This window comes from Rhodanobacter terrae, assembly GCF_042657005.1.
GTDB classification, from domain to species: Bacteria; Pseudomonadota; Gammaproteobacteria; order Xanthomonadales; family Rhodanobacteraceae; genus Rhodanobacter; species Rhodanobacter terrae.
On the sequence record NZ_JBHSNG010000026.1, the window covers coordinates 1 to 1,239 of the forward strand.

1 protein-coding gene and 1 pseudogene are annotated in these 1,239 nt (G+C 52.5%); both read right to left on the reverse strand.

The genetic code is table 11. The features are described from left to right. Positions 1 to 417: 417 nt before the first annotated feature. Positions 418 to 549: pseudogene (locus tag ACFPPB_RS17305) on the reverse strand (Ig-like domain-containing protein); the annotation flags it as partial. Between the two features lie 15 nt (positions 550 to 564). Next, positions 565 to 1,074, reverse strand: coding sequence for a hypothetical protein (locus ACFPPB_RS17310; RefSeq protein ID WP_377329379.1), 510 nt, complete (start codon positions 1,072 to 1,074; stop codon positions 565 to 567). Between the last annotated feature and the right edge of the window lie 165 nt (positions 1,075 to 1,239).

Here is a 1,239-nt window from a genome sequence, read left to right on the forward strand (position 1 = left end):
GTAGCGTTCGTCCTGGCTCAGGTGCGTGTAGCTCAATGTGCAGTTCCACTTGGCGGTGAAGCTGCGCAGGCTACCGCACCTGCGCTACTTCCCGGGGCTGGAGTGATGCACTTCTAAATTGAATCCGTCCTCCCAGCAAGAAGCTCCACACTGCTTTTGACTGCGTAAATTTCATAGGTGACCTTCCTTTGCTCGATGGCGCTGCGATTAAGGCACTTGTCGATCAATGCGGCTTCTTGACCGTCAAGCCAGACTGCATGGCCAGATCGTCCATGCTAACTAGCGGCTCATCGAACAAACTGCTCCACCAATCGCCACCGGTGTGGCCACTTTGGCCAGACTGGAGCCATCCAGGTCGTCGTAGGCGCGGTAGGTGAATGTGTCGGTGCCCGACCAGTTGGCATCAGCCAGGTAAGTTCAGGTTCCGTCGTCGTTGCGGCACAGACGGCCGTGCTGCGGGCCATCCACCACATAAGCCTTCAGTGCATCGCCGTCGGCATCGGTGTCGTTGGCTAGCACGTCGATCTTCATCGGCGTGTCGTCGGCGGAGGTGAGCGCGTCGAATCAGGGGATCGATTGTCCTGTGGGCCGCTCTTCCAGTGGAGGGGTACTTTTCCCGAGGACTTGTCTAACTTTATTTAGTGCCATCTCATCCGTTGCAATGAGTTCACGTTGGAATGCATCCCACTCCTCTCCGGTGTATTCGTTGCTGTCGCCAACTGAAAAAGTTTCTCGTGTAACCGAACATGGTTTGCAACCATCGTGATTTGGCGAGTAAAACAAGAACGATATTTGCGCCTTCTTACGGGTTGGGTAGACATGGTTGGCCATGTTAAGTACGAGGTGTACAACTTGACTGCCATCGGTCATAGTTTTCTCAGTGTTGGTAGAGACATGAAATTTCTGTGCGACGTAGGCGCGCTTGTAGACTGATGCCAATTCCTTGAGAGTGATGTCTCGATATTCAGTGGCGGGTGTTAAGACTCTTGTTGAAATTTGCATGCTGTTTACCAAGGCTGGATGAAGTAAAAATAGAAGGCTCGCCGCGAACATGCATTCGACTGATTTCTTCATGGTCTTGCACTCCTGCCGGATTCAACGATAAGCCACATGTTGTGTTGTGGGCCGAATATTTATCCATCTTTTTCGTCGCTGCACTAAGTGGTCTCAATCGCGTGCATTCTAGATAGATACTCGTCAGCCTTGGCGAAAGCCAACGCCAGCCAAGGCTGACGGTGA